Here is a 22,588-nt window from a genome sequence, read left to right as displayed (position 1 = left end):
GCTCTATAAACAAACTAAGCTGATGAATTCGTTATGTTAGGCTCGGTAAACTGTCTGATACTGGTTATTCCAGTCTTTGACAGCATAACAACGGCACCTGCGCTATTATTCTTTTTATCATACCTTAACCACTGATAGGAGCATATTATGGACGCAGTGTCTAACACCCCATCTGCCCATACGATCGACCCCTCTTTCACTGACTATAAAGTCGCCGACATTAGCCTTGCTGATTACGGTCGCCGTGAAATCACCCTAGCTGAAGCCGAAATGCCTGCCCTGATGGGTTTGCGTCGTCGCTACGAAGCCGACCAACCGCTTAAAGGCGCAAAAATCGCTGGCTGTATCCACATGACCATTCAGACGGCTGTCCTTATTGAGACGCTTGTCGCGCTAGGTGCGGAAGTACGCTGGACCTCATGTAACATCTTCTCAACTCAAGACCATGCTGCTGCGGCGATTGCTGCTGCTGGTATCTCTGTTTATGCTTGGAAAGGCGAAGCCGAAGAAGAGTACGAGTGGTGCTTACGTCAACAAATCCATGTTGGCGGCGAAGCCTCAGGTCAACTTTGGGATGCTAACTTAATCTTGGACGACGGCGGTGATTTGACTGCTTTGATTCATAACGATTATGCCCAAATGCTTGATAACATCCATGGTATCTCTGAAGAAACTACTACAGGTGTCCATCGTTTGGTTGAAATGCTAAATAAGGGTACGCTAAAAGTACCGGCTATCAACGTTAACGACGCGGTTACCAAGTCTAAAAATGACAACAAATACGGCTGCCGTCATAGCTTAAATGATGCCATCAAACGTGCTACCGATATGTTCCTTGCCGGTCGCCGTGCGCTAGTCATCGGTTATGGTGATGTGGGTAAAGGCTCAACGCAAAGCTTACGTCAAGAAGGCATGATCGTACGTGTCTCAGAAGTTGATCCTATCTGTGCTATGCAGGCCTGTATGGACGGCTATGAAGTATTGTCACCTTACATCAACGGCGATAACACCGGCGGCGCAGAGAATATCAACAAGCGCTTGCTTGAAGACACTGACATGATTGTCACTACTACTGGCAACTATCATGTTTGTGATAGACACATGCTTGCGGCACTTAAGCCTGGTGCGGTCGTTTGTAACATCGGTCATTTTGACACTGAAATCGATACCCAATTTATGCGTGACAACTGGCGCTGGGTTGAGATTAAGCCACAAGTGCATCAAATCTTCCGCTCAGACGATGAAAACGATTATTTGATTTTGCTTGCTGAAGGTCGTTTAGTAAACCTAGGTAATGCCACTGGTCACCCATCACGCGTGATGGACGGCTCATTTGCCAACCAAGTATTGGCACAAATGTATTTGTTTGAAGAAAAGTTTGCTGACTTGCCAGTTGATGAGCGCACTGACAACTTATACGTCAGAGTATTGCCTAAAAAGCTAGACGAAGAAGTCGCTGCTGCCATGGTTGCTGGTTTTAACGGTACATTAACTAAGCTGACGGAAAAACAAGCAGAGTATTTGGGTGTGCCTGTCGAAGGTCCGTTCAAGCCTGACGCTTATAAATACTAAAAGGAGCTAGCCTGTGAGTAAGCCTGCTTTCTCCTTCGAGTTTTTTCCGGCCAAAACCGAGCAAGGACATGAAAAGCTCCTCAGCACTTATGATGAGTTAAATAAGCTATCACCTGCTTACTTTTCAGTGACCTACGGTGCGGGCGGTTCAACCCGTAGCCGCACTTTGGATATTGTCCAAGCTTTGTGCGCGCGCGGTGAGACGGATATTGCGCCGCATATGTCTTGTATCGGTGATGATAAAAGTCAAATCGCCGAACTGCTCGATCTTTATAAAGGCTTAGGCATCCAGCGTTTGGTCGCCCTGCGTGGTGACTTACCCTCAGGTCAGGTTGGTATGGGTGAGCTACCGTTTGCGTTAGACTTGGTGAAGTTTATCCGTGAATATTCAGGTGATCACTTTCGTATCGAGGTCGCAGCCTACCCTGAGATGCATCCACAAGCGCGTAGCTTTGAGTTTGATGTTGACAACTTAGTCAATAAATATCAGGCTGGTGCCGATGCATCAATTACCCAGTTTTTCTATAACGCGGATAGTTATTTATATCTGCGTGATACGTTAGAGAAGCGCGGTATCGATACAGTAGCGCAGCCGTTAGTCGCAGGCATTATGCCGATTACCAACTCTAGCAATCTCGTACGCTTTGCCGATAGCTGTGGTGCTGATATTCCTCGCTATGTGCGTAAGCGCTTGGCAGATTTTGGCGATGACCGCACCGCTATTCGCGAGTTCGGCTTTGATGTGGTCTATCGTTTATGTGAGCGCTTGATTGCCGAGGGCGTACCTGCCATGCATTTTTATAGCATGAATAAGGTTGAGCCAAACAAGCGTTTGGTTGAAGCGTTAGGTTTGATTGCTTAAATATTGACCGAATGTATTGCTTAATGACTGGCGTTCTTAGGAGCGCCAGTTTTTTTGTTTTGCTGATGACTCATCTTATGCTAAGGACAGCCTTATTTGAGCTGTTTTTATTCCCCAAACACCTGTAACAATACCCCTCTCTTCTCAGCTCATATTCTGCTAATATATTGGGATGGATTATTGTTCAATTAAAGGATTAAGCGACTGTGCGACGTTTTTTTTATGCCTCCAGTAACGATACGAACACCCCCTTCCCCAAACTTAGCACCTTGCCTATGGGTGCTAGTGTCGAATTAACAGACAGTATTGTCCATCATTGGTGCCGGGTACTACGCGCAAATATCGGTGACCAAGGCATTTTGTTCGATGGCTTTGGCGGCGAATATCAGGTACAGCTACAAGCAATTAGTAAAAAAAATGCCACAGCGACTTTACTGACCCAGATCGAGAATGACCGCAGCGCTTCTATATTAACTAAAATCGGGCTGGTGATGAGTCGTGGCGAACGCATGGACTATGCGATTCAAAAATCTACCGAGCTTGGCGTTACTGCGATCCAACTCCTCAGCAGTCATCATGGCGAGGTCAACCTCAAACCCGCACAAGTTGAAAAAAAGTTGGCGCATTGGCAACAAGTCGCTATCGCCGCCTGTGAGCAATGCGGCCTCAATCGCCCACCACTTATTCTTGCGCCATTATCGATTGATGACTGGCTATTAAATATAGCCGCTAGCGAAAAATTAAACGAAAAAGAAATGGTGGTCAGCCCTATAGTAGCTGAGCTGAGCCAAGATTCTTATTATCAAGTATTACAGCAACCGGCAGATTTACGTTTGCAACTGAGCGTGCCAGCAGCAGGACAACCTTTGCGGCCAGAGACGCTATCAATTGCACTAAAAAGAGATAAACCCTACGTAGAGTTGCTCATCGGCCCCGAGGGTGGTCTGAGTAATGATGAGCGCGCACAAGCACAAGCAAGGGGCTTTGCGCCTTGGCAAATTGGCCATCGCGTATTGCGCACTGAGACTGCGCCGGTCGTTGCCTTGGCGACATTGCACGCGCTTCGTTGTTAACGACAAAATGTTATTGCCAATATCATGCTGATAGCTAGGGTAAACGAAGCGTGCTGATACGACCCTTTTCATTGCCTTGCACGCTGGGGGTATAACTTGTACCGCTAAGCTTACGATATTATTTACCAAGGTTATGTCTAGCAAAGACTGGCTAACTTTTTTGGCTTGATGTTGATTTAATGAGTCCAACTATGACTACTTTTACCACGCTTCCACTCTCGGACAAGCAGCAACTGTTGACCCAGTTATGCGAGCAATCTGAAGACGCCATCTTTATCCTAGATGCAGACTTTCGTTATCTATCAGTCAATGCCATTTATGAGATTATGATTGGTTACAGCGAATCTTTTTTGCTGGGCCGACCGCTTGGTATATATGCGGCTGAATTCTTATCAAAAGAAGAGCAAGCAATTTTACATGATCTCACCAAAGCCTTAGACAGCGAAGGATTTCATGAAATCGATTTTTCGATGGCGAATCGCTATGGACAAGTCCTAAACTGTCACATTACTTATCGCAGAATCTATGTGGGGCAAACGGCTTATTATGTCGGGGTGGTTCGTGATATGTCGTCTGTTGTCGAGGACAGAAAACAAGTGGCTCATCTGCTTAATTACGATCAACTGACCGGCTTGCCCAATCGCAAGGTGTTTTTGAGTCAGACCAGTGAGCTGTTGTTAGAGAGTTATCAAGAGGTGGTGATTGTACGTCTTAATATTGATCGTTATCGCAATCTTGCCAGCCTACTCGGCCCTGACGGTATCAATACACTCATAGAGAACTTTGTACTGCGGGTCAAAACCTTAAAGCTTGACAACTTACGCTGTTTTTCTCATTTTGGTGGTGATGATTTTGCTTTATTGTTCGAATGTAATGACGCCAATACCGTACGTAATCAGCTAGATAGCTTGATGCAAATGTGTGAGCATCCGTTCTCTATCAATGATGAGCCAGCCGAAGATGCGGACATTTATTGTCATATCTCCGTTGGCGTCAGTTACTTCCCTGAAAATGATCACGAAATGGCGGGGCTATTGACCAAAGCCGAGAAGGCCTTACATTATGTGAAGCAACAAGGTGGCGACGACATCTGTTGGTACAATAAAGCAATCAGCGAAGCGACTGCCAATAGTTTACAGCTAGAGGCCGAGCTTAGAGCAGCCAGCAATGAAGTTCAGTTTATACCCTACTATCAACCCAAGTTTGCCTTAGATACCGGAGCCATCACTGGCTTTGAGGCGCTGGTACGTTGGCAGCACCCCACTCGCGGACTGCTAAAACCTGTCCACTTTATGAACGCCATCATTACTCACAAACTGTCGTTTGAGCTATTCTCACAAATGGCAGTCCAAATTGCACAACAGCTATCAATTTGGCAAAAACTTGGCTTCGATCAGCATATCTGTATCAATGCGGATGCTGCTGAATTTAGCCATCCTGATTTTTATAAAATGGTCAGCAACTTGTTTTTGCAGTACGACATCAGCGCTCAACAATTGCACATTGAAGTAACAGAATCCTCATTGATACAACGCCATGCCAATGTCAAGAAACAGCTCGATTTACTAAAAGAGTTGGGGATTTGTTTGGCGCTAGATGACTTCGGCACAGGTTATGCATCTTTAAGCTATTTACAAGAATACCCTTTTGACTTTATCAAAATCGATAAAAGTTTTATATCAAAGATTGAAACCAACCGTACTCAATACGCCATCGTCAAGGCAATTTTAGATTTGGCAGTGGCACTTGACATGCAAGTTATCGCTGAAGGTATCGAAACCGAGCAGCAGCGTGATTTACTATTAGACATGGGTTGCCAGTACGGGCAAGGCTATTGGTTCGGCAAACCAGTGACTGCTGATATCGCAACCGAACTGCTAAGGCAGCAGTACTCATCCAAATAAGACATCTTAAGATATATATTGACTTTGGTAATGATAGTAAAGGGCAAGAGAAATATCAGCAAACTAAAGTCAGTAAGGCAGTTAACATAATGATATTAACAACTTATTTAATACCATTTTTCGTCGATTTTGCCCTTTCTAGCTTATTAATCCCTTTTTTGTCCAGATTGAAGACAAATTCAAATCTTTTTGTAAAAATGACTCGCTAGTTTTTTAGTCGATTATTATCATTCATTTTTTTCGCCTAACGTTGATTGCATAACGGATGCAAGGTAGGTTCATGACTTATCAGTGCTGTCACTAAACTTGTATAATCGCCTATGAAAGCCTATCTTTTATGGTGCATTTGTTAGAGCCAATTGAACATTAAACTGACTTTAACAATCACCATTCGTTTCAATACTATTTTATACAATCGACACCTTAGATGAGCCGTATCCGTCTCTACCATTCCAGTAGACACTTCGGATACAGTCAGTTCTGTCTCATGCGCGAAACTTTAGCGCATGAGACAGGATAACCAGCTATTGGTCTCGATTGCATTCCAAAAAGGACAGGAAGTTATGCAATACAAAGCGCCCTTACGTGACATTCAATTCGTGATGCATGAGTTACTCGACAGCGAAAGTCACTACAAAACTTTGCCTGCGTTCCAAGAAGCAGATCGCGAGTTGATGGACAGCCTGTTTGAGATGGCAGCGAGCTTTGCTGAAAATGAGCTATCACCACTGAATCAAAGCGGTGATGCTGAAGGTTGTCAGTTTAACAATGGCGCTGTTACCACGCCAAAAGGTTTTAAAGAAGCATACAAAGCGTATTGTGAGCTTGGCTTCCCAGCGTTGTCTGCTGAAGAAGCATTCGGTGGTCAAAACATGCCGTTTTCATTATCGACGGTCATTAATGAGATGGTTGGTACAGCTAACTGGTCATTCTCTATGTACCCTGGCCTATCACATGGTGCCATCCAGACCATTGAACATCATGGTACTGATGCCCAAAAACAAACTTACTTAGAAAAAATGGTCACTGGCGAATGGTCAGGTACTATGTGCTTGACTGAAGCGCATGCAGGTTCTGACTTGGGTATCATTCGTACCAAAGCTGAGCCAAAAGAAGATGGTAGCTATAGCATCACTGGTCAAAAAATCTTTATCTCAGCTGGTGAGCATGACTTAACCGATAACATTATTCACATCGTTTTGGCTCGTCTACCAGGCGCTCCTGCTGGCACCAAAGGCATCTCGTTGTTTATCGTTCCTAAAGTCATGGTCAACGAAGACAGCAGCTTGGGTGAGAACAATAAAGTCGTTTGTGGTTCTATCGAGCACAAAATGGGTATCAAAGCCTCAGCGACTTGTGTCATGAACTTTGATGGCGCAACTGGTTACTTGATTGGCCCTGAGAACCGTGGTTTACAGTGCATGTTTACCTTTATGAACGTCGCTCGTATCGGTACGGCAGTTCAAGGTTTAACGGCAGCAGAGTATGCGTTCCAAGGCTCACTGACTTATGCCAAAGACCGCTTAGCGATGCGTTCACTATCAGGTGCTAAAGCGCCAGAAAAAGTGGCCGACCCTATCATCGTCCATCCAGCGGTTCGTAACATGTTGTTGACCGAAAAAGCCTTTGCAGAAGGCGGTCGTGCCCTAGTTTATTACCTCTCGCATTTTGCGGATACCGTTGCCAAAGGCGAAGGCGACAACCTGAAATTTGCTGACCAAATGCTGTCATTATTGACACCAATTGCTAAAGCATTCTTGACTGAGACTGGTCTAGAAGCGGCTAACCATGGCGTACAAGTCTATGGCGGTCATGGTTTTATCAGCGAATGGGGCATGGAACAAAACGTCCGTGATACACGTATTGCTTGTCTTTATGAAGGTACTACTGAAATACAAGCACTCGACCTCTTAGGTCGTAAAGTGTTGGGTTCACAAGGTAAATTGCTTGCCAACTTCGTACAAATCATCCAAACGTTCTGTGAAGAAAACAGTGACAATGACGAGATGGGTCAGTTTATCCGTCCACTTGCCAAGCATCTAAAAGAATGGGGCGATTTGACGTCACGTATCGGTATGCAAGCGACTGAAAACGCAGATGCAGTCGGCGGCGCGGCAGTTGATTACTTATACTTCAGTGGTTACGTCACTCTAGCCTACTTATGGGCTCGTATGGCATTGGTCGCGCAAACTGAAATCGCTAACGGTAGCAGCGAGCAAGCATTCTATGATGCCAAGATTAAAACCGCACAATTCTACTTTGCAAAACTATTACCACGTACCACTACTCACGTACAGCGTATCGCTACTGGCGTTGAACCGTACATGACGATGGATGTTGATCAATTTGCTTTTTAATAAGCCCTAAGTAGATCCAATATTTGCTTAATGAACATCACTATTGTAATTAAAATCGGCAACATACCAAGGTGTGTTGCCGATTTGCTTATTGCGATACAGTTGCGCTTATAAAAACGATTATTTGCCAAAAAAACATTTTTGGTGTACGCGCAATTCACGAAGAAATACACAAGCTAAGCCTCTAATTTGCTAAACTTTAGCTATTGACCATTAAGGTTAACTCAAAAAGAACAACCGATAACCTTAACGTATTTAATTTTTATTCAATTGAACCAAAGGAATGTTTATGGCTGTTTATAATGCCCCTCTTAATGACATGCGCTTCATCTTAAATGATGTTTTTAAAGCGAATGAATTTTGGCAAAACAACGACAATCTGGCTCATGTTGACATGGACACTGTCGATATGATTTTAGAAGAAATGGCAAAACTGACCAAAAACGTTCTGCTACCTATTAACCGTAGTGGCGATGAAGAAGGTGCTACTTTTCAGGGTGATGGCGTTGTCACTACGCCAACAGGTTTCAAAGACGCTTATAAACAATATGCCGAATCTGGCTGGGTTGGTTTAAGCGGTAACGCTGAATACGGTGGTCAAGGCTTCCCAAAAATGGTCACTATGCTGACCGAAGAGATGGTTTTCACTGCCAACCAATCGTTTGCCCTCTACCCTAACTTGACTGTTGGCGCCACATTGTGTCTTAATGCTGCCGGTTCAGAAGAACAGAAACAAACCTATCTAGAAAAAATGTATAACGGCGAATGGGCTGGTACCATGTGCCTAACAGAGCCACATGCCGGTACTGACTTAGGTATTATCAAGACCAAAGCGGTGCCAAATGATGATGGTAGCTATCAGATTTCTGGTACTAAGATTTTCATCACAGGTGGTGAACACGACCTAACTGATAATATTATTCACTTAGTATTGGCAAAAACGCCTAACGCCCCAGAAGGCTCAAAAGGCATTTCTTTATTCGTCGTACCAAAATTCTTGGTCAACGAAGATGGCAGCTTGGGCGAGCGTAATACCTTGGCTGTTGGTTCTATCGAACATAAGATGGGTATCAAAGCGTCGGCCACTTGCGTCATGAACTTTGACAATGCAAAAGGCTGGATGGTTGGTGCTGAAAACACGGGTCTGTCTTCTATGTTCATCATGATGAACTATGAGCGTGTCACCATGGGTCTGCAAGGACTTGGTGGTTCTGAGCTTGCTTACCAAAACGCGGCACTGTATGCCAATGACCGTGGTCAAGGCCGTAGCGACACCCAACTACAAAGCCCAGAAAAACCAGCTGACGCGATTATTCATCACGCCGATGTCCGCCGCATGCTGTTAAATGCTAAGACCAATACTGAAGCATCACGCTGTTTTGCAATGTATGTCGCCAAAAACCTTGATGAAGAAAAATTTAGTACCGATCCAGAAGCAGCTGCTGCTGCTGCCGCTCGCGTTGCCCTACTGACGCCAGTTGCCAAGGCATTTTTGACCGACAAAGCCTTAGAAGCCACGGTTGATTGTCAGCAAGTCTTCGGCGGTCATGGCTATATTCGCGAATGGGGTATGGAGCAGATCGTTCGTGATACGCGTATTGCCCAGATTTATGAAGGCACCAACGGTATTCAAGCACTTGACCTACTAGGTCGTAAAGTGGCAAAAAATAATGGCAAATACGTCACCCACTTCTTAGGTGAGATTCGTGATTTCGTCAATAATATGCAAGCGGATCATGCGATCAAACAAGCAACCCTAGAGGCTGCGGATACGATAGAAACTCTTACCCAAACGGTACTGGCTAATATTGGCGAGCGTAAAAACGAAATCAATGGCTGTGCTGTTGACTATATGCATGCCTTTGGCTATCTGTGCTATTCGTACATGTTTGCATTGATGGTGGAAGCCGCTAACGGTCAAGAGGGCGAGTTCTACACCAACAAGGCCAAACTGGCTGATTACTTTGTCGGTCGTGTCTTGCCACGTATCGATGCGCATGCGCAAATGGTAAAAGCAGGTAGCGATCCGATGATGAACTTTGATCTTGACTACTTTGATGTACCTGCTAGCTAAATAGCCGTCATCGCCATTCTATAAGATTTTAAATAAGGGGACAGTTACGCTACTGTCCCTTTTTTTGCCAAAAATATTTTCAGCATAACTGCTAACAAAATAACTCACTATCAATGCATGGTTCCGATTAGAATAACGCAAGACAAACTATAGTCAGAGCATTTCTAAACCGCTACGGTGTTACCCGCCCTAGATGTACTCAGTGTACTATCTGCGGTCGGTCGCCTTGCAGCGATTCTAAAATTCCTTGACTATAGCGTTCGAGTGACTTCATAAGATGACCAAGTTTTTAGCATAGCCTATACGGTATACCAAATAACACTGTTTGGAACCTAACAAAAAAAATATTCGAAACCTAACAATAAAAACGGCTAAAACCACCATGATAGAGGATGCGACGTGCCAGAATTAAAACGCATTTTACAGCAGATTACGGCGCTAAGTGATGTACCCGATCCTGCGGTACTAAAACGCTTAATAGATGAGCTACGGGTGAGCGATAAAGAGCCTGCGCTCGCCAATGAAAACATTCAGGATTTGATTGATATCTTACGCCATCATCCAGAATATGGAGACGGGCTGGCAAGCTTTGTACTAAAACTCATTATCCAATACCGGCAAATTGCGCTCTATACCGACACGGGCATCATGTCGGATCAAGGATTTTTTAACAGTTTGCGGCGTTTAGTCGGTCATCGCTTTTTGCCATTACTGCCGCAAGAGGACTCCGTTGTTGAGCTGGTTGGTTATTTATTTGATAAGCGCTCTGACGAGCGCTGGTTGGCCAATATCGACAAAGAAAAGTGGGATGAGCTGGTTGAATTAATCAGAGTCGAAGAAGCGCATTTAGATCTGGTCGCTACGGCGAAAAATAGTATTTTAAACGCGATTATCATTTTGTCTTATCGCATCAGTGGTATCGGTCTGCACCCTGATTTGATGGAATCTTACCCCCAAATATTAAACTACTCAGCGTCTTTTGTAGCACAAAATCAAGAAGCAGTACTGTTCGTCAATCAATATAGACAGGCGCATGAGCTTGATACCTTGACTGATATTACCCCCGAAAAAGCGGTCGATCCAGCGCCGTTGCTCGTCATGATTGAGCAGTGCGAAGACATCGTTGCCACGGTGCGTAAACGTATTTATAAGACGGGTATTTCTATTCGTCTGACCAATATGATGCTACGTCTAGACCAAAGCTTGCAGCGTATGCGTATCTTGACTGAGCTGGTGACTGATGATTATAACAAGCGTGATCTTGCCGTCATTGAACTCATCCAAACGCTGATTACCACCGCCAATCGTCGCTATAGTATCGGTTATTTGATCGATAATAATACCAAGTTACTCTCGCGAAAAGTGACAGAAAATGCAAGCCGCGTCGGTGAGCATTACATTAGTACTGATAAGGCCGGTTATCAGGAAATGTTCAAAAAAGCCTCAATTGGGGGCTTTATCATTGCTTTTATGGCGACCACCAAGATACTGGCTTATCATTTGGCCCTCGCACCGATGGGTCGGGCATTTATTAATAGTATGATTTATGGTTTGGGCTTTGTTTTTATTCATGTCATTCGCGGTACGGTCGCCACCAAGCAGCCTGCCATGACAGCGGCGGCTATTGCCTCCACCATATCAGACGGCTCTGGTAAAAAATCTCGACAGCTGACCAAGCTGTCAGAATTGGTCGTTGATATTTTGCGTACCCAATTTATCGCTATTATGGGTAATGTGATGGTGGCGATACCCGTTGCCCTTATCATCTCTTTTGCTTGGCTGCAATATACGGGCACACCGATGATTGATACCGAGAAGGCGGGCCATCTCCTCCATGATCTCGACCCTTTTCGCTCGCTCGCCCTGCCCCATGCTGCTATCGCTGGTGTGTATTTATTTTTATCGGGTTTGATCGCTGGCTATTACGATAATTTAGCGGTTTATAATCATGTTGGCGCCCGTATACAGCGCCATAAGTTGCTAAAGTTCCTGCTTCCCAAATCATGGTTACAGCGTTTAGGCGGCTTTGTAGAAGCCAATTTGGGTGCCATCATGGGCAACTTCTTATTCGGCGTATTTTTAGGTAGCACCGCCACTATTGGTTTTATCTTTGGCTTACCCATTGATATTCGCCATATTGCCTTTGCCTCAGCCAACTTGGCACATGGGTTATTCAACATGCCTGCCGATCAAATCAGCTGGAACGTCATCTTACTGTCCATTCTTGGTGTCGCCCTTATCGGTATCGTCAACTTAATGGTCAGCTTCTCCCTCGCCTTGTTCGTGGCGCTACGCTCAAAAGAAGTGCGCTTCTTTGAATGGGGTCGCCTGACCAAACTGGTGTTTGGTCACATTATCAGTCATCCATCTGACTTCTTTTGGCCACGTGATAAACCCATGAAATATGCGCGTATCGATAGCCAAGGTCGCATGATTTTTGACGATACCTCAGCGCAAAAAGGCGGCAAGCCCTTACCCAGTAATTATGTGGTACGACGTTTATCGGACGTAAAAATACTACCCAAATCAATGCAAGGCAATATGCAAAATGATCCAGCAGTGACCGACATACAATACGACAATCAGACAGCTGACAATAACTTTGATCCTACGACGGGTAATCGTGAAGCGCACAACACCGCGAATCAAACCATGGCCAAAAAAATAGTAGATCTCGATGATGGTCTGCTGGATGACGATCTCAATAGTGTGCCATACACCGATGATATTCAATATGATAAAACTACGAAAACCCTTGATAGCCTGGCGGCTAACAGCGATGAAGTGAGTAGTGATGAGACAGGGAATGCTGACTCTGATAGCAAAAACGCAGGCGATGCCAAAACCCCACTGCCAAAACCGAAAAAGCCACCTAAGTTGCCCAGTTAAATCGGCAGTTTTGGTGGCTTATATAATCGCTTCTTTTATTGTCTAGCAGATGATTTTTTTATAGAAACAGTTACAGCCAACTGTTTCTACAGCTATGGCTAGCAAATCCAGCCGTTATGGCGGATGACAATGGGCACTTGAGGTAATGACATCTTCATCGCCCAATCGATAAGCCAATAAGTAATTACCCCAGACGCAGCCACCGTCCAAGGCGCGGGCATGTGGTAAATCGACCTCACCTTTTAATGCCGCCCAATGACCAAATAATATCTTACGCGTGCGCGGTACTTGCCACTCAAACCATGGCAAAAAGTCTTTTGGCATCGAGTCATCTAAACTTGCTGTAAAGCTAAACTCGAGCAAACCATCCTGCTTGCACAAACGCATACGCGTAAAGTAATTTGCAATCGCCCGCATCTTGGTAAAGCCATCAATGTCTGAATGCCACTCATCAGCGGTCTTGCTATATAAGTTCGGCAACAATCGATCAAGCTGTTTTAAGCTGCCTCGCAGTTGCGCCTCTAACTGCTGGGCATAGTCTGCGGCTGCTTCAATAGTCCAATGCGGCGGGATACCAGCATGTACCAATACCGTCTGCTCATCAGGATAAGCCAATATTGGCTGATGGCGTAGCCAGTTTAACAACTCATCGCAATCATCGGCGGCAAAAATAGGAGCTGTTTTGTCTTTTTTCTTGAGCTTTGCAGCGCCGCGCCAAACAGCGATCAAATTAATATCGTGATTACCTAGTACTGTCGCTGCTGCGCCTTGCTCACAAAGCGCCTTTACATGACGCAAGGTATTCAACGAGTCTTCGCCGCGTGCCACCAAGTCACCCGCAAACCACAACTTATCCTGCGCAGAGTCAAAATCTAATGTGTCGAGTAGATTAAGGTACGCCGCATAACAACCTTGCAGATCACCGATGACGTACTGGTGGCGAAAGCTCATAAACCCTCATATCTCTATCTAATGACTTTTTTTATTTCTAAATAAATATTTTTGAATGATGAATTAAACCTCTATTTTGCGCGCCTGATTGCTCAAATTGACAAAGTCTTTTACGCTCAAGGTCTCGGGACGCGCTTGTGGATCAATAGCGCAAGTAGCAAAGTCTTCTTCGCTCAATGTCGGCAACAAGGTAGACTTCTTAAAAATAGCACGTAGTGTCTTACGACGATGATTAAAGGTTTCGCGCACGACAACGGCGAAATACTCTTCGTCTTCTGCCACGATTGGCTTATTGATATGCGGGGTCAGGCGAAAGACTGCGCTGGTGACCTTTGGTGGTGGATTAAATGCGCCACGTGGCACAGTCAATAGATAGTCGGTATCACAGTGATATTGCATGATGACCGACAAGCGACCATAGGTTTTGCTGCCGACATCAGCGGTGATACGTTCGACCACTTCTTTTTGCAACATAAAGTGCATGTCTTGAATCACATCAGCATAACTGAGCAGATGAAAAAGTATCGGTGTAGAGATGTTATACGGTAAATTACCCACCACACGTAGTTTGCCACGCTCAGGGCTATAGAGCTCACGATAATCAACGTGCATGGCATTGTCTTTGATGATCGTAAAATTTGGATGGCTATTAGCCCCAATACGAATGCGCAAACTATCGGCCAAATCACGATCCAGCTCTACCACGGTCATCGCATCGACTTCTGCCAATAGCGGCTCTGTTAGCGCGCCCATGCCCGGTCCAATCTCGATTAAATTATCATTACGCTCTAAACGAATGCTCTCAACAATCTCACGGATAACACTACGGTCATGTAAGAAGTTTTGACCAAAGCGTTTACGCGGTTGGTGTTTGGCAGCCCGTAGGCTGTTAGAAATAGTTTGAGCATCAAACGTAGTCTTGGACATAAAAAAGTCTTAATAGGTAAAAAAAAGGGTCGATAAGTCGATGCCAGTGATATATTGGCTTTATAATGACAAATTATAGCACAGCTCATAAATTTGCTGTATTTTTGAGAAATTTTATCGGTAAACTGCTCATACCTTAGCGCAATCGACACATTGTTTTTTTGCCCTCAAGCCATTTACCATAACGTCCGTTATGGGAATAATGGGGCATTATCGTTAAGCCACCTGATCAAAATAACCCAAGTTTGTTTGTACGGATTTGACGGCAGGGGCCAGACTGTGTTTGATGATTCATAAATGACCATTATTCACACTAAGGTATATCCAATACTGCGCGATAAATCTCGCTAAGGCACCGACTTATGCCAGAGGTCTATTAATAAGCGATTTGTCTGCCATTTCATTAGCCATATTCAACGCTTGGTATAAGCTGGTAGCACTTGCACCGCCACATCCTGCCAAATCAAGCGCCGTCCCGTGATCAACCGAGGTGCGAATATAAGGCAACCCTAAGGTAAGATTGACCGTATCACCAAAACCATGCGATTTAAGCACCGGCAAACCTTGGTCATGATACATCGCAATCACCGCATCGCAATTTGCCAAATGTCTTGGCGTAAATAAGGTATCCGCTGGCATCGCCTCTGATATATCGACGCCCGCATCGATAAACTCACGCAATACGGGATTGATAATCTCAATTTCCTCAACGCCCAAATGCCCGCCCTCGCCTGCATGTGGGTTAAGACCGCAGACCAAAATACGTGGCTGCGTTAAGCCGAATTTCTCGCGCATATCATCAATGACAATTTGTACTGTTTGCCGCACATTCTCAGCGGTAATGGCGACAGGAATATCCTTTAATGCTAAATGTGTGGTGACGAGCGCCACTTTCATCGCTTGATTAGCGAGCATCATCACGACTTTCTCACAGCCACTTTGCTGCATAAAAAATTCAGTATGACCACTAAACATCGTGCCATCGAGCAACTTTATACCAGCATCTATCAAGGCAGATTTTTGCAATGGCCCTGTGACGATAGCAGCGACTGTTTGGTTGGTTGCCATCTGATGGGCAATTGCTAATTGCTTGGCAACCATCGCTGAATTGTTAATGTCGATTTTTCCACGAACGACTGGCGCAGCACAAGGCGTATTCAGCAGGATAAAAGCACTATCGCTATCCATAGTTTGCTGTGATAGTTGACTTAAAAAATCATCAGCTTCTATATTTACATCCAGTATTTGCCAAGCAGGACAGCTTTCGAGCACACCAGCCACCACAAGCTCGTTTGCCCGCGTTTGTATAGCGGTGCTATCTGCCGTGACCCATATTGGACGTTCAAAATCTTGCAACTTGCCTGCAGCCGCTAATAGCAGTACGACATCCATACCAATGCCTGCCGGTTCACCGGTTGTGATTAATAATGGCAGTTTTTTTTGTGTATCTTGCATAATAGCAACCCCTTTATATTCAAAATAAGTATTTGATTTAATTATTATTTTTATTGTTAGAAAAAATATTTATATTCACATTGTATAAACGATTTCTTTACGTATTACAACCCTGATTTAGATTAGATAGTTGTTTATAGCGTCTGAAAAAAGTGCATTATGTGTTAAACTTTCGTTTCTCATTTTAGCATTTTTAAGCAAACGCTGAGACCACCTTTTGGTACTGCTGTCGTAGAAGTGCAGCGCGCTTGCTTTGCTGTATCATTGCTAAAATAAGCATTTATATTAAACACTTTTCACACCCTTTTTTATACGACTTTTGACATATTAGGCACTCATGGCAGACAAAGAAAAAACCGACGACTTACTCAATCAGACACCGCCGCACAATATTGATATTGAAAAGGCCTTGCTCGCGTCTTTGATGAGTATCGAAGAGGCGTATGACAAGATTGCAGATATCGTCACCAAAGACGATTTTTATGCGGGGCGGCACCAGTATATTTTTGATGCCATTGCTCATCTAGCGGCGGTCAACGAGCCTTACGATACGGTCATGGTTCATGATTGGCTAGAAGCACAGAAACTGCTAAAAAGTGCGGGCGGTGACAGTTATTTGGCCGACATCTTGAGCCAAAGCCCTGCCACCTTATTCAACCTGACCGCCTACGCCCAGCGCGTACGTGAGCTGTCTACCCTACGCCAATTGATCACGACTGGCAACGAGATGCTAACGCTGGCCTATAATCCCAAAGACCAAACCGTCAGTGATATTTTGGACAGCGTCGAGGGCAAGATATTCAGTATCAATGAGCAGCATAACAAACGCGCTGAGCAGCGTGGACCCGTCGGCATTACCGCGGTTTTGACCAACGTTATTGATAAAATTCAAGAGCTAAAGTCCAATCCAGACGGCATGATTGGTCTACAAACGCCATTTGCGGAGTTGAATAACAAAACGCAAGGCTTGCAAGCAGGTGACTTAATCATCGTAGCGGCGCGTCCTTCTATGGGTAAAACCACCTTTGCCATGAACTTGGCAGAAGGGATTTTATTTAATGAAGATTTGCCCGTGGTGGTATTTTCGATGGAAATGCCCGCAGAGTCTATCGTCATGCGTTTGCTGTCCTCATGGGGCGCGATTAATCAGACGCATCTCCGTTCTGGGCAAATGAATGAAGATGAATGGGCAAAAATGATGAATGCCATTCAACACTTGCAATCTAAGCACCTTTATATTGATGATAGTACTGCTTTGCCACCATCTGAGATGCGTTCACGCTGCCGCCGTATTGCAAAAAACCATGATGGCAAACTTGGCGCTATCGTCGTCGATTACTTACAGTTGATGAAAGTCCCTAATCTTGATGGCAACCGTGTTGGGGAAATCTCTGAGATTTCACGGAGTCTCAAGGCGCTAGCACGTGAGCTTGAATGCCCCGTCATCGCCTTATCACAGCTTAACCGCAGTCTAGAAAACCGCCCCAATAAGCGCCCTATCATGTCGGATTTGCGCGAATCGGGCGCGATTGAGCAGGATGCCGATTTGATTATGTTTATCTATCGCGATGAGGTTTATAATGAAAACTCAGATCACAAAGGCGTGGCTGAAATCATCATTGGTAAACAGCGTAACGGCCCTATCGGTACCCTACGTTTGGGCTTTGAAGGGCAATTTACCCGCTTTATTAACCTGACGCCAGAATACTATCAAAACGCGAGTTTCGAAAATGATGAATAAGTATCCATCAATAAATAACGATTAATAAAAAGGCCAGTGATTCATCAGTTGATCGATGTTTCACTGGCTTTATAACTTTGCTGATAAAGAAGCCGATTATGCGCACCATTACTATTAAACCAAAAGCCATCACTCATAATCTTAACCAAGTTAAAAAACTGGCACCCCAGTCTAAAGTCCTCGCTATGGTCAAGTCCAATGCTTATGGGCACGGAATCGCAGCGGTACTGCCCGCATTATCACAAGCTGATGGTATCGGCGTTGCAACCTTAACTGAGGCGCTGGAAGCCAGACAATTGGGCTGGGATAAAACCATTGGTTTAATCGAAGGTGCCTTTACCGCTGATGAGTGGCAACAAGCGATTGAGCATGATATTAGCTGCGTGATTCATCATAACCAGCAGTTGCAGTGGGCGTTGGACAATATGCCAGCCGCTGATAGCGCAACCAGAGTAGTTTGGATTAAATACAACACTGGTATGAACCGCTTGGGCTTCAATGCAGAAGGTGTGATTGCAGCGGCTATACAGTTACATAAAGCAGGTTATCAGCTTATTTTAACGACTCACTTTGCCAATGCCGATGACCGCACTCATCCATTAAACGTGCTACAGATTCAGCGGTTTTCGGAGGTGTTAAGTACGTTGCAAGCAACCATTAGCGCCGATATTAAAGGTTCCTTATGCAATTCAGCCGGTATCGTCAATTTCTCAGAGCACCATTACGACTGGGTACGTCCCGGCATCATCTTATATGGTAGTGCCCCCGTCATTGATAAAAATGCGCAAGAATTGGGTTTGCAGCCAGCGATGGAGTTTAGCGCCCAGATTATGGCACTGCAGACGGTCGATCTAGGAGATGCCATTGGTTATGGTAGCCGCTGGACCGCACAACAGGACACCAAAACGGCACTGGTCAGTATCGGCTACGGTGATGGCTATCCGCGTGTGGTCAGCGACGACGCTTACGTCTCTGTCATAGATAGCATAAATCATCAAAGCTACCGATGTGCGGTACTTGGAAGAGTAGCCATGGATATGATCGTCATTGATGTCAGTAGCGTACCAGAAGATACCGCGTTGAATAGTAAGGTCATACTCTGGGGCGATGCGCCACACGTTGACGAAGTCGCTGCCCACGCTGGCACCATTAGCTACGAGCTATTATGCCGTCTCAGCTTAAGGCCAAACCGTATACAAGCTTAATATCGCAAGGTAACCATAAACTTAACACTCGAATGATGGGTATATTAGGCGCAGAAAAATTGGACATTTACATTAAGACTAATTGCGCTATACTAAAAGTTTGTTGTCACCCCAGCATACGCACTGACGCAATGCTATTACAGACTGATGACGTTTCATTGACCGCGATCGACTGCTAGGATTACTATGAGTTTGCGCCATTTTTTGACCTTATCTGATTTAACCCAACAAGAACTAGAAAACCTAATCAAACGCGCCAGCGAGTTGCGCAAGATGCAACACGCCGGTGAGATATATCAACCGTTTGTGGGTCGTACGCTCGGCATGATCTTTGAGAAGTCGTCCACTCGTACGCGCATCTCATTTGAGACTGGTATGGGGCAATTTGGCGGTAGTGCTATCTTTTTGTCACCCAACGATACCCAGCTAGGACGCGGTGAGCCATTAGAAGATTCAGCTCGCGTTATCTCTAGTATGGTTGATATCATCATGATTCGTACCTTTGGTCATGAGAAAGTTGAAACCTTTGCTGAATACTCAAGCGTGCCTATTATCAATGCCCTTACCGATGACTTTCATCCTTGCCAGCTCTTGGCTGATATGCAGACCTATTATGAGCATCGCGGCAGTATCGAAAATAAAATCGTCACGTGGGTTGGTGACGGCAACAATATGTGTGCTTCTTACATGCAAGCGGCCAATCAATTTGGCTTTGAGTTACGTGTAGCGGCGCCTTATGGCTTCGAGCCTGACCCTGAACTGATGAAACGCTTCTCGCATTGCGTTAGTATTGTGGAAGACGTTCAAGAGGCAGCGAAAGACTCTCATTTGATTGTCACCGATGTCTGGGCCAGTATGGGGCAAGAGTCTGAACAAAACACTCGTGCACGCCGTTTTGCCTCTTATCAAGTGACACCTTCACTACTCGATAAAGCCGATCCTGACGTGGTATTTATGCACTGCTTGCCAGCGCACCGCGGTGAAGAGATTTCTCACGATATGCTTGATGACCCGCGTTCAGTAGTGTGGGACGAAGCAGAAAACCGCTTGCATGCCCAAAAAGCACTGATGGAATTTTTATTAAAAGATAAGATTAAACTATAGTCAAAATATCCTAAAATCGCTACGGTATTGCTGATATCAATTTTTTGTAGCCTCTGTCTGCGCAGGCACAGCAAGCAAAGAAAATTGATATCAGCAGTGCGTCATTTATTGATATTACTTTTCGCTAACTATACCTGCATAAAAAACCTCTGCCCGAAGTAATTATAAAATAAACCATATAAGAAAGGCAGATCACATCTATTGTGGTCTGCCTTTTTATTGTCGCCCAACAATTATTAGTCAGTTAACAAGCCCTTTAACGGGTAAAGGTCGTTACGCCAGTACTGCCCGCTTTTAATAATACATCGGCTTGGTTGGCAGCAAAGATACCATTACAGACGACCCCAACGATATTGTTCAACTCTTTCTCAAGCGCTATCGGATTACTAACATCCAAATCATAAGTATCTAAAATTACATTACCATAATCAGTCACAAAGTCTTCACGGTAAACAGGATCACCGCCTAGACGAGCCAATTGACGTGCCACATACGAGCGCGCTTGTGGTAGTACTTCTATCGGTACGGGGAACTCGCGACCCAATATCTCAACGCTCTTACTCTCATCAACCATACAGATGAACTTATTGGACGCTGCAGCGACGATTTTTTCACGAGTCAGTGCACCACCACCGCCTTTAATCAATTGTAAATGGGCATTAACTTCATCAGCACCATCAATATAGACATCTAGCGTGCCAGCAAAGTTCAAATCAACGATTTCAATACCAAAAGCACGAAGTTTGTCTTCCGTCACCTGCGAGCTTGCAACCGCGCCAGCAAGCTTGATGGTCGGCAACAATTCAATCAAACAGTTCACCGTACTGCCTGTGCCTACTCCAAGTATCATGTCGTCTTCGATATAGCTTAGAGCAGCTTTGGCTGCGGCTTGTTTCTGTACTTGCTGATCACTCATCATAAATCCTTGGCAGAATAAACGTATCATTGTAAAAAAGGTAAAATGCGCCGCTATTATAACCGATGACTTTGATATATGTCAGCGTAATAGCCACACTAATCGCAAGTCATTTACTCAACTTTTAAAATGAAGACAGATAAGGCAACCAAAACACCAAGGCCAACAGCGTGACTAGTAATACTGGCGGCGTAATGAGCAGACCGATTTTCATATACTGCCCCCAGCTTATTTTATAGTCTTTTTCTGCCAATACATGGAGCCACAATAAAGTCGCCAGACTACCGATAGGCGTAAATTTCGGTCCCAAATCATTACCAATCACATTAGCATAAATCATCAGCTCACGAGTGGCTGCGGGTACTTGCGCACTATCAATAGCCAGTGCGCCCACTAAGGTCGATGGCATATTATTCATGATAGAAGCCACGATAGCCGAAAGGAATCCAGTCCCTACTGTAGCGATAACATTGCCCTGCTGCCCTAACCAGTTAAGTATTTGAGCACCATAAGCCGTTAATCCTGCGTTACCCAAGCCATAAACGACTAAGTACATACCGATTGAAAACAACACGATTTGCCAAGGCGCTTTACGTACGACATCAGATACAGAAACAATAGCACCCCGACCACCTTGCCAACAGCGCCCTGCAATAGCTATTAGCAGCAGTGCAGCAGCGCCAGTGACGAGGGAAATAGGAATACCTAGTGATTCAGTCGCGAAATAAGTAACCATTAATAATGCTAATAGCGGAAAAGCTGCCCTAAACACCATCGGATCTTCAATAGCGGATGCAGGTGCACTAAGACTGGCAATAGAATAGTGTGTTGGAATTTGGCGGGCATATACCACCCATAGCACTGCTAATGTCGCGATGACAGAGACAATATTTACCGGCACCATGACTGCTGCATAACGTCCAAAGCCAATATCAAAATAATTGGCGCTAACAATATTAACCAGATTAGAAGTCACTAACGGCAGGCTGGCGGTATCAGCGATAAAGCCAGTGGCTATGATAAAAGCCAACGCAGATGGCGGTGAAAAATTAAGACGTAGCAATATAGCGATGACAATCGGTGTTAGTAGTAACGCGGCACCATCATTAGCAAAAAACGCGGAGATAAATGCGCCCAGTATCACAATCATGGGAAACAACAACCGTCCCTGCCCATTGCCAAGTCTGGCCACATGTAGCGCCGCCCAACCAAAAAATCCCGCTCTATCTAAGATAAGCGAGATGATAATTAGCGCCACAAAAGTAAAGGTTGCATCCCAGACGATGTCCCATACAATACCGACATCGGATAACTGCACCACGCCAAAAGCTAAGGCGATTAAAGCCCCACCCAGCGCGCTCCAACCAATGCCTAATCCTTTAGGCTGCCATATCACCAAAACCAAAGTCACGATAAAGATAATTAATGCGAGCATGGAGCAACCTTATTTGAGCTGGCTTTTTTAACCGTATTGGTTTAACCGATTTTGTTGAGCTATTTGGTTTAGCCGATTGAATCTATAATCAGTTCGAAATAAAATCGATACGCTGATGTTATC

General features: G+C 44.8%; 15 protein-coding genes. 10 read left to right on the top strand and 5 right to left on the bottom strand.

Features of this window, described 5'->3' with window-relative positions:
* The first annotated feature begins 147 nt into the window (after positions 1–147).
* The 7 genes from ahcY to AAEY80_RS02740 all read left to right on the top strand — a co-directional run bounded on the left by ahcY (position 148) and on the right by AAEY80_RS02740 (position 12,731).
* On the top strand, positions 148–1,572 hold the full coding sequence (gene ahcY, locus AAEY80_RS02770) for an adenosylhomocysteinase (RefSeq protein ID WP_350587851.1): 1,425 nt from the start codon (positions 148–150) through the stop codon (positions 1,570–1,572).
* 13 nt (positions 1,573–1,585) lie between these two features.
* The gene (locus AAEY80_RS02765; RefSeq protein ID WP_025651193.1) at positions 1,586–2,434 is read left to right on the top strand and encodes a methylenetetrahydrofolate reductase; all 849 of its coding nucleotides are present in this window, start codon (positions 1,586–1,588) and stop codon (positions 2,432–2,434) included.
* A gap of 206 nt (positions 2,435–2,640) precedes the next feature.
* Positions 2,641–3,507 carry a 16S rRNA (uracil(1498)-N(3))-methyltransferase gene (locus tag AAEY80_RS02760; protein ID WP_201566435.1) on the top strand — a complete coding sequence of 289 codons (867 nt, stop codon included), beginning with the start codon at positions 2,641–2,643 and terminating at the stop codon, positions 3,505–3,507.
* Between the two features lie 191 nt (positions 3,508–3,698).
* Positions 3,699–5,411 carry a putative bifunctional diguanylate cyclase/phosphodiesterase gene (locus tag AAEY80_RS02755; RefSeq protein ID WP_227502339.1) on the top strand — a complete coding sequence of 571 codons (1,713 nt, stop codon included), beginning with the start codon at positions 3,699–3,701 and terminating at the stop codon, positions 5,409–5,411.
* Between the two features lie 563 nt (positions 5,412–5,974).
* The gene (locus AAEY80_RS02750; protein WP_025651196.1) at positions 5,975–7,768 is read left to right on the top strand and encodes an acyl-CoA dehydrogenase C-terminal domain-containing protein; all 1,794 of its coding nucleotides are present in this window, start codon (positions 5,975–5,977) and stop codon (positions 7,766–7,768) included.
* Between the two features lie 289 nt (positions 7,769–8,057).
* Complete coding sequence (locus AAEY80_RS02745; RefSeq protein ID WP_201566434.1) at positions 8,058–9,842, top strand: acyl-CoA dehydrogenase C-terminal domain-containing protein; 1,785 nt, start codon at positions 8,058–8,060, stop codon at positions 9,840–9,842.
* Positions 9,843–10,241: 399 nt separating this feature from the next.
* On the top strand, positions 10,242–12,731 hold the full coding sequence (locus AAEY80_RS02740) for a site-specific recombinase (protein ID WP_101212627.1): 2,490 nt from the start codon (positions 10,242–10,244) through the stop codon (positions 12,729–12,731).
* 114 nt (positions 12,732–12,845) lie between these two features.
* On the opposite strand, the gene AAEY80_RS02735 is transcribed toward AAEY80_RS02740, so the two are convergent.
* The 3 genes from AAEY80_RS02735 to pdxA all read right to left on the bottom strand — a co-directional run bounded on the left by AAEY80_RS02735 (position 12,846) and on the right by pdxA (position 16,064).
* Positions 12,846–13,682, bottom strand: coding sequence for a symmetrical bis(5'-nucleosyl)-tetraphosphatase (locus AAEY80_RS02735; protein WP_201578259.1), 837 nt, complete (start codon positions 13,680–13,682; stop codon positions 12,846–12,848).
* Between the two features lie 63 nt (positions 13,683–13,745).
* Positions 13,746–14,609 (bottom strand): 16S rRNA (adenine(1518)-N(6)/adenine(1519)-N(6))-dimethyltransferase RsmA, encoded by an 864-nt coding sequence (gene rsmA, locus AAEY80_RS02730; protein ID WP_350587849.1) that lies wholly within the window; start codon positions 14,607–14,609, stop codon positions 13,746–13,748.
* Positions 14,610–14,969: 360 nt separating this feature from the next.
* Positions 14,970–16,064: a 4-hydroxythreonine-4-phosphate dehydrogenase PdxA gene (pdxA, locus tag AAEY80_RS02725; RefSeq protein ID WP_350587848.1), complete on the bottom strand. Its 1,095-nt coding sequence runs from the start codon at positions 16,062–16,064 to the stop codon at positions 14,970–14,972.
* Between the two features lie 337 nt (positions 16,065–16,401).
* On the opposite strand from pdxA, the gene dnaB reads away from it, so the two are divergent.
* The 3 genes from dnaB (at position 16,402) to argF (ending at position 20,114) form a co-directional block, all read left to right on the top strand.
* Positions 16,402–17,805 (top strand): replicative DNA helicase, encoded by a 1,404-nt coding sequence (dnaB, locus tag AAEY80_RS02720; RefSeq protein WP_025651208.1) that lies wholly within the window; start codon positions 16,402–16,404, stop codon positions 17,803–17,805.
* Between the two features lie 98 nt (positions 17,806–17,903).
* Complete coding sequence (gene alr / locus AAEY80_RS02715; RefSeq protein ID WP_101212633.1) at positions 17,904–19,010, top strand: alanine racemase; 1,107 nt, start codon at positions 17,904–17,906, stop codon at positions 19,008–19,010.
* Positions 19,011–19,196: 186 nt separating this feature from the next.
* Positions 19,197–20,114, top strand: a complete 918-nt coding sequence (gene argF / locus AAEY80_RS02710) for an ornithine carbamoyltransferase (protein WP_101212634.1) — start codon at positions 19,197–19,199, stop codon at positions 20,112–20,114.
* Between the two features lie 256 nt (positions 20,115–20,370).
* Here argF and rpiA read toward each other — a convergent pair whose 3' ends face one another.
* Complete coding sequence (gene rpiA, locus AAEY80_RS02705) at positions 20,371–21,030, bottom strand: ribose-5-phosphate isomerase RpiA (RefSeq protein WP_101212635.1); 660 nt, start codon at positions 21,028–21,030, stop codon at positions 20,371–20,373.
* Between the two features lie 124 nt (positions 21,031–21,154).
* Complete coding sequence (locus AAEY80_RS02700; protein WP_101212637.1) at positions 21,155–22,465, bottom strand: arsenic transporter; 1,311 nt, start codon at positions 22,463–22,465, stop codon at positions 21,155–21,157.
* Positions 22,466–22,588 lie beyond the last annotated feature (123 nt).

It is taken from the genome of Psychrobacter sp. 78a-MNA-CIBAN-0178, assembly GCF_040309625.1.
Lineage (GTDB): Bacteria > Pseudomonadota > Gammaproteobacteria > Pseudomonadales > Moraxellaceae > Psychrobacter > Psychrobacter okhotskensis.
Note: the sequence above shows the minus strand (reverse complement) of the source record. Positions and strands in the feature narration are given on the sequence as shown.